A 6,009-nucleotide genomic window follows, 5' to 3' on the forward strand; every position below is an offset into this window, starting at 1 on the left:
ATGGGGGGCTAGGCGCATTGTTTGCTGAGCCTCAGTTCCCTTGTTACGCGGGAGATATGGTTGAGTAGGGCTTCCCAAATTGCATCGGCGATCGCCACTGGATATTTGAAATGTTCGAGGTCGTATTGTACAATGACTTCTAGGGGTGCTAGGATTTGCTGGTTTCGACAACTGGCAATTGCTGCGATCGCCTCTTGTTGCCATCTGGCAAATAGTCTGTAGCTGAAAAAGGAACTGCATTTTTGTCCTTTCTTGTTCAGGTAAACAACTATTACTTGATGTTGTTTGGGGTAAACTTTGACTATGCGGTTGACGGGCATTCTCAGGGCTTCGGCGGCTTCGGTTTTGGAGATTTGCCAGCACTGGGGTTTTAGCCAACCCGAGGCTGTAAGGCTTTGACGTGTATTGCGTGTCTTGCGAGTCATTTTTACTGCCCCTGATTGGCTACAAATACAATTATGATTTCAAAAGTATTTACACTGTAACTGGTAAACTTTTTGCTGTCAAGCAAGAAAGACAGATTTTTTGGTAGATAAGTAAACTAGGAGTTGTGTTGATCTGGTGACTAATACTGTGGACACAGAAGCTAGGAAGAAACTGAGCGAAGTTGTGAAGCTAGCCCGTGGCGACCTGAGTTTTAGCGCTTTTGGTAGGCTATTGGGAGTCTCTGGGTCTGCTGTTCAGTATTGGGAAAAGGGCCAGGTACTCCCGGATACGAAAAATTTGACTCAGATTGCGGCAAGAGCGGGCTTTACGATGGAAGAGTTAATGGCTCATCTCGAAGGCAAACCAATGCCGGAACCTGTCAATACCAACGAGCTCCTTAAAAAAATCCAATGTATGCCACTGAGTGACTTAGCAGTGATTGTTCGAGCTGGTATGGAGCGACTGGCTGCTGCTGTAGCTTCTGGGAAGTATGGTTGATGTTCTGTAAACTGGGAATTGTGGTTATCTGGTGGCTGATACCGTGAACGCAGAAGCTAAGAAAAAATTAATCGAGATTGTCAAACTAGCTCGCGGTTCGATGAGTCAGCGGGCATTCGGCAAGCTTCTGGGCGTCTCTGCGACTGCGGTTCAGTTGTGGGAAAAAGGTCAGAGCATCCCAGATACAGAAAATTTGGCTCAGATTGCTGTGAGGGCCGGGTTTACACTTGAAGAGCTGCTCGCTCATCTGGAAGGCAAACCCATGCGTGAACCGGTAGATACTAACGATCTGCTGAAAAAAATTCAATGTATACCAATTAGTGAGTTAGCCGTGGTTGGTAGAGCCGTGATGGATAGACTCGCGGCGGCGGCTGAGTCGTCTGGGAAATATAGTTGATGTATCACTTCGTAAGTAGACTGGTAGATACGGTTGAGTAACCTTCGAGTCGTGAACATCCAAAATAGACAAAAACTTAGCGAAATCATCAAAACTGCTCGCGGAACAATGAGTCAGCGAGCGTTTGGTAAGCTTTTGGGCGTTTCCGCTACCGCTGTTCAGCTTTGGGAAAGGGGCGATACGGTTCCTGATACTGAAAACTTGGCTAAGCTCGCTGCGAGAGCTGGTTATTCGCTGGAAGAACTTCTGAGATTTTTGGATGGGAAGCCAGTTTCAGATCCGTTAGATATTCAAGATATTGTCAATAAAATTAGGTTCTTGCCTCTGAGTCAGGTGGCGCTAATTGGCAAAGCTGTAGCGGAGAGATTCGCTGCGTCGGCTGAGGCTGCTGGGGAATGAGTATTAGGCAGATTGATCTGTAAACTAGGAATTTATGTGGCTTCTGTTTTGTATTGGAAAAAAGGGCAGGTACTCTGGCGGGGTGACAACCACCCTGAAACACTTCTCTCTCCCTCTTTTGTCACTCTTAGCAGAGAAGTTTGTGTAATCCTTTCTCTTTATGGATTATGTCTTTTCTTTCATAAAAGACATAACCTATCAGAAAATAAAGCCGAAAGTATAGACAGCCTAAGCTTTCCAGAGGATAAATTTTATTTTAATATCATCATAGTGATAGAAGAGCGATATATCGAGAGGGCATTTCGGGTGATCTGCTGATGAGGCTTGAAACCTAATGCTATAAAGACACTAATGGAATGGGTTGAGTTAGCCAAAAGCTTTGAAAAACAAGCCCGAAAAGTTTCTGAAATGTCAGAAGCCTTTGCTCAAAAGTACAAAAGCAGATTAGCAGATAGGTTTAATATAAATGAAAGTTAAAACTTTAGAAATGGAAAGCTTCCGAGGACTCGGCGATCTAACCCTAGAGTTTGATTCTACTGAACCTACCCTACTGGTTGGTATCAACGGTTCGGGAAAATCAAGTATTCTTGACTGCATCGCTACTCTGTTGTCACATTTTATTACTGAAATTCAAGAACCTGGTGGTTATCAAGCTTCTACTAGCGGTCAGTCTCCTGTAGGAAAAGGGATAGAAAGAACTTTTTTTAATAATGAAGATATTACAAATGGGACAAATAAAACCGATAATAAAATTACAATTTTAATTGACTCGCAGGAAATCACATGGAATATATATAGAGTAATAGATAAAACACGTATTCGTCCTGATGGAGCTGATCTGACAAAATTACAAGGAATTGGTTTAAACCTAGAGCAGAAACTATCAACTAATTCTAAAATGAATTTACCTTTGCTAGTTTACTACCATGTAAATAGAGAATTTTTTGATAGTCAAGATCATAGTCAAGAAAAAAAATCGGCGTTGCTGAATTGAGGTATGGTCGTCCGACCGTCCCTGGCAGTTCAGGTCGAATAGCGTTCAAATCAGAGTATCTAAATGATTACTTGAATATGGAATGGGAACGTCCGAGAATTTGAGGTAGTGAATTAGTAAACGAATTGAATGTTTGAGCATTTCTTCGGATTTGGAATAACAAAGACTTTTTCTCTTTAATCTAGCCAAATAATGTCTGAGTCTTGTATTTTCACCTTCAACTGCAAGTCATATAAGTTTTAGAGATGATTTGGTCACCATCGGTCATAAACATGGGATAAACTTTCCAGCCATCTGTTACGTAAAAATAGCATTTCCATTTCTCAACACTCTCCCATAAAGGTGGCTCTCCTGAGTTTATGGTGTAAAATAGATCAACCAATACAGTTAGAGTAATGAGCTTTCATTTAGACTATTTATTAGACTTGCCTGGAGTCAAGGTTGAAACTTGCACTCAAATTGAAGGACAAATTTACTTTCGATTGAGGGCTTTAGCCTCAGAAATAGTGTGTCCTCACTGTAATAATTCTACAGAAGAACTGCATCAAAATCGACCTACATTAGTCAGGGATTTGTCAGTTTTCGGTCGTTTTGTCTATTTAGAAGTGCCTCGTCGGCAGTTTTACTGTCCTAGTTGTCAACGTTACATTACAGAAAAATTAGAATTTCTTGACAAAAAAAGACGGCATACTCAACGATACGAACAAAATATTTATGCGCGTGTTCAACAGTCGAGCCTGTCACAAATTGGGCGAGAAGAAGGATTGAGTTATCACGAAATCAAAGGTATTTTTACTCATGTCAATTTCCGTAAAAAAAAAACTGTTGGGAGTCAGTTAAACGAGTAAGTATAGATAAGATAAGTATGAGAAAAGGAAAAGGAAGTTTCGTAACTGTTGTCAGTGACATTGAGGGGGGTAATTTGATTGAAATGATTGACTCTCACCGTCAGCAAGATATAGTCGAAGTCCTTATGAGGCAACCGCTTGAGGTTAGAGAACAAGTTGAGGAAGTGAGTGTTGATATGTGGGGAGGATTTCCAAAAGTTATAGAACAAGTATGGACAAATGCCAAACTTGTTATTGACCGTTTTCACGTGATGAAAGCAGTTAATAAAGACTTGAATAAGTTGCGTCGAGGAATAGGAATCACAGACAGAGGCAGCAAATATTTATTATTGAGTAATCGAATCGACCTTGAGCAGAGTCAAATTGAAAAGTTGGAAATGACTTTGAAGAAATCAGAATGCTTAAGAATTGCCTATGAGATGAAAGAAGAGTTTCGAGAAATATATGAGACCAATATGACCGTCAAAAGAGCTGCGGACAGAGTTCAAGAATTGGCTGAATTATGCATCGCTTTTTTTCCCAGAATCAGCTTCGACAATTGTCAATCATTTTGAAGGAATTTGTAACTACTTTCTTAATCGCACCACAAGTGGAGTGATGGAGGGGATAAATAACCGAATTAAGTTGATTATGCGACAAGGATATGGCTTTTCTAATTTTGACAATTTTCGAGATCGTGTATTAGCTTGCTTTTCTAATTAGATAAAAATATCACCGTAAGTTCCAGAGAGCCATAAAGGTTTAAATGTTTGGGCACTATGATTCCCTAAAACCCATCCTAAAATACCTGCTTTGAAGTGGTCTACTGCCGTCGGTCGCCAGATTTTGTTTTTTTTGAGCCAATAAAGGTTTCTAATTCATCTAGTTCTCCGACATCGGGAATTCTGTCTGGTTCGTAAGCCTCTGGCAGAAGTTTTCCCACCTGTTTTACCCAATTAATTATTGTTGTATGATGAACACCTTTGATTCTTTCTATTGCTCGAAAACCCCTACCATTAACATACATTTTTAGACATTCCTGCTTAACTTCTTGAGAGTAACCTTTATGGGGTTGGTAGCATTCTATGAATTGCCTACCACACTCAACACAAAGATAATTCTGTTTACCTTTTTTATTGCCATTTTTATTGACACGACTTGATTTACATTCAGGACATTTCATAGGCTTTGACTTTTACTTAGTTGTTTTTGCCAATTTCTCTTTGAACTAATCATACCTTAGTTCAGCAACGCCAAAAAATCATATACCTATAATCAACTCGAAGCTTATGATCGATCTCTTACAGGAACCCGAATTAGTTTTAATAAATTCTTTGATTGGTTTAAAGAGCTTGAAGATTTAGAAAATGAACTATTCCGTTATAACTCTAGTTATTGTAATCCTTTACTAGAAGCAGTGAGAAGGGCGATATATTCACTTTTAGGTGAAGAATTATCAATGCTGCGGATACGCAGATCCCCATTGCGAATGACTATGATGAAAAAAAGTTATGAACTGATTATCAACCAACAATTATCAGATGGGGAAAAAGGTTTACTCGCAATGGCGGGGGATCTAGCAAGACGTTTGGCAATTGCAAATCCAGGTCTTCCAGATCCACTTCAAGGTGAGGGAATTGTTCTTATTGACGAGATTGAGTTACACCTTCACCCTAAGTTGCAACGTAAAATTATTCCTAGTCTGAAAAATACATTCCCTAATTGTCAGTTTATTATCACCACCCATTCACCGCAGGTTATCAGTGAGGTAAAGTCGGTATACCTTCTAAGATCAATACCAGAAGGGATTATTGCAGAGCCGCGACGAACTTTTGGACAAGATAGCAGTCGAATTCTTGAAGAACTCATGGGTGTATCAGATCGTCCAGAGGATATCAAGAAAAGACTCCGTGAGTTATTTAGACTCATTGATGATGGCAAGATTACTGAAGCTAAACGAATGCAAGAGGAACTCGAAAAAGAAATTGGAGATGATCCAGAGTTTGCTAGTGCAGATATGTTGATCAGGAGCCAGGAGATTTTAGCAGAATGAGATACATAAAAAAACAAAATCATGAGCCTGATTGCCTTACTAAATTCAAGCAATAGTTCTTGGAATGGAAAAGCAAAGATGACCCACAGTGGGAATTTAGTAAGCTTGATTGGGATGATTTTACAAATCCACATAAAGCTGAACTTCATGATGTTCTCTTGAAAGAGCAAGGTTATATTTGTTGCTACTGTGGAACAATACTTCGGACAGTTTTGGGAGAGAGACGCGATCGACAGTTCTCAAAAAAGTCAGTGGAATCGGAACCCAAAAAACAGAAAAAAAGGCATTCTTTAGGTTAAGCTCAAAAAACACACGAACTTAACAGACTGCCTGATGAATATTATTGAACCCATATTACAACAAATGTCCGGGGTGAGTCAAGCCCAAAAGAAGTTTATGGTAATTTTATTTTCCA

The 6,009-nt window shown here is 39.9% G+C and carries 9 protein-coding genes and 2 pseudogenes; 8 read left to right on the plus strand and 3 right to left on the minus strand.

What is annotated here, in order from left to right:
- Positions 1–8: 8 nt before the first annotated feature.
- Positions 9–425 carry a hypothetical protein gene (locus tag QUB61_RS27120; RefSeq protein ID WP_333130226.1) on the minus strand — a complete coding sequence of 139 codons (417 nt, stop codon included), beginning with the start codon at positions 423–425 and terminating at the stop codon, positions 9–11.
- Between the two features lie 136 nt (positions 426–561).
- Between QUB61_RS27120 and QUB61_RS27125 the strand changes: the two genes are divergently transcribed.
- The 4 genes from QUB61_RS27125 (at position 562) to QUB61_RS27140 (ending at position 2,714) form a co-directional block, all read left to right on the plus strand.
- Positions 562–924, plus strand: a complete 363-nt coding sequence (locus tag QUB61_RS27125) for a helix-turn-helix transcriptional regulator (protein ID WP_333130224.1) — start codon at positions 562–564, stop codon at positions 922–924.
- Between the two features lie 31 nt (positions 925–955).
- Positions 956–1,321, plus strand: a complete 366-nt coding sequence (locus QUB61_RS27130) for a helix-turn-helix transcriptional regulator (RefSeq protein ID WP_333130221.1) — start codon at positions 956–958, stop codon at positions 1,319–1,321.
- Between the two features lie 108 nt (positions 1,322–1,429).
- Positions 1,430–1,720, plus strand: coding sequence for a helix-turn-helix domain-containing protein (locus tag QUB61_RS27135; RefSeq protein ID WP_333082080.1), 291 nt, complete (start codon positions 1,430–1,432; stop codon positions 1,718–1,720).
- Between the two features lie 466 nt (positions 1,721–2,186).
- Positions 2,187–2,714, plus strand: a complete 528-nt coding sequence (locus QUB61_RS27140) for an ATP-binding protein (protein WP_333130219.1) — start codon at positions 2,187–2,189, stop codon at positions 2,712–2,714.
- A gap of 45 nt (positions 2,715–2,759) precedes the next feature.
- Here the strand turns inward: QUB61_RS27140 and QUB61_RS27145 are convergent.
- Positions 2,760–3,054: pseudogene (locus tag QUB61_RS27145) on the minus strand (IS1 family transposase); the annotation flags it as partial.
- Between the two features lie 55 nt (positions 3,055–3,109).
- On the opposite strand from QUB61_RS27145, the gene QUB61_RS27150 reads away from it, so the two are divergent.
- Genes QUB61_RS27150 through QUB61_RS27160 form a run of 3 tightly spaced genes read left to right on the plus strand, consistent with a single transcriptional unit; the run spans position 3,110 to position 4,264 of the window.
- Positions 3,110–3,562, plus strand: coding sequence for a transposase family protein (locus QUB61_RS27150; RefSeq protein ID WP_333130217.1), 453 nt, complete (start codon positions 3,110–3,112; stop codon positions 3,560–3,562).
- Positions 3,563–3,579: 17 nt separating this feature from the next.
- A complete protein-coding gene (locus tag QUB61_RS27155) occupies positions 3,580–4,116 on the plus strand; it encodes a transposase (protein ID WP_333130215.1) in 537 nt (178 codons plus the stop codon).
- The gene (locus tag QUB61_RS27160) at positions 4,058–4,264 is read left to right on the plus strand and encodes a transposase (protein WP_333190202.1); all 207 of its coding nucleotides are present in this window, start codon (positions 4,058–4,060) and stop codon (positions 4,262–4,264) included. Before QUB61_RS27155 ends, QUB61_RS27160 begins: the two co-directional genes overlap by 59 nt.
- 29 nt (positions 4,265–4,293) lie before the next feature.
- On the opposite strand, the pseudogene QUB61_RS27165 reads toward QUB61_RS27160, so the two are convergent.
- A pseudogene (locus QUB61_RS27165) lies at positions 4,294–4,724 on the minus strand (IS1 family transposase); the annotation flags it as partial.
- Between the two features lie 312 nt (positions 4,725–5,036).
- On the opposite strand from QUB61_RS27165, the gene QUB61_RS27170 reads away from it, so the two are divergent.
- Positions 5,037–5,594, plus strand: coding sequence for an AAA family ATPase (locus tag QUB61_RS27170; protein WP_333130213.1), 558 nt, complete (start codon positions 5,037–5,039; stop codon positions 5,592–5,594).
- Positions 5,595–6,009: the final 415 nt, after the last annotated feature.

It is taken from the genome of Microcoleus sp. C2D2 (assembly GCF_036702495.1).
In the GTDB taxonomy this organism is placed as follows: Bacteria; Cyanobacteriota; Cyanobacteriia; order Cyanobacteriales; family Microcoleaceae; genus Microcoleus.

Excerpts from the sequence above, each read along its gene's own strand:
- QUB61_RS27120 (WP_333130226.1), bottom strand. The coding sequence starts at position 425 with ATGACTCGCAAGACACGCAATACACGTCAAAGCCTTACAGCCTCGGGT.
- QUB61_RS27135 (WP_333082080.1), top strand. The coding sequence starts at position 1,430 with ATGAGTCAGCGAGCGTTTGGTAAGCTTTTGGGCGTTTCCGCTACCGCT.
- QUB61_RS27140 (WP_333130219.1), top strand. The coding sequence starts at position 2,187 with ATGAAAGTTAAAACTTTAGAAATGGAAAGCTTCCGAGGACTCGGCGAT.
- QUB61_RS27150 (WP_333130217.1), top strand. The coding sequence starts at position 3,110 with ATGAGCTTTCATTTAGACTATTTATTAGACTTGCCTGGAGTCAAGGTT.
- QUB61_RS27155 (WP_333130215.1), top strand. The coding sequence starts at position 3,580 with ATGAGAAAAGGAAAAGGAAGTTTCGTAACTGTTGTCAGTGACATTGAG.
- QUB61_RS27170 (WP_333130213.1), top strand. The coding sequence starts at position 5,037 with ATGATGAAAAAAAGTTATGAACTGATTATCAACCAACAATTATCAGAT.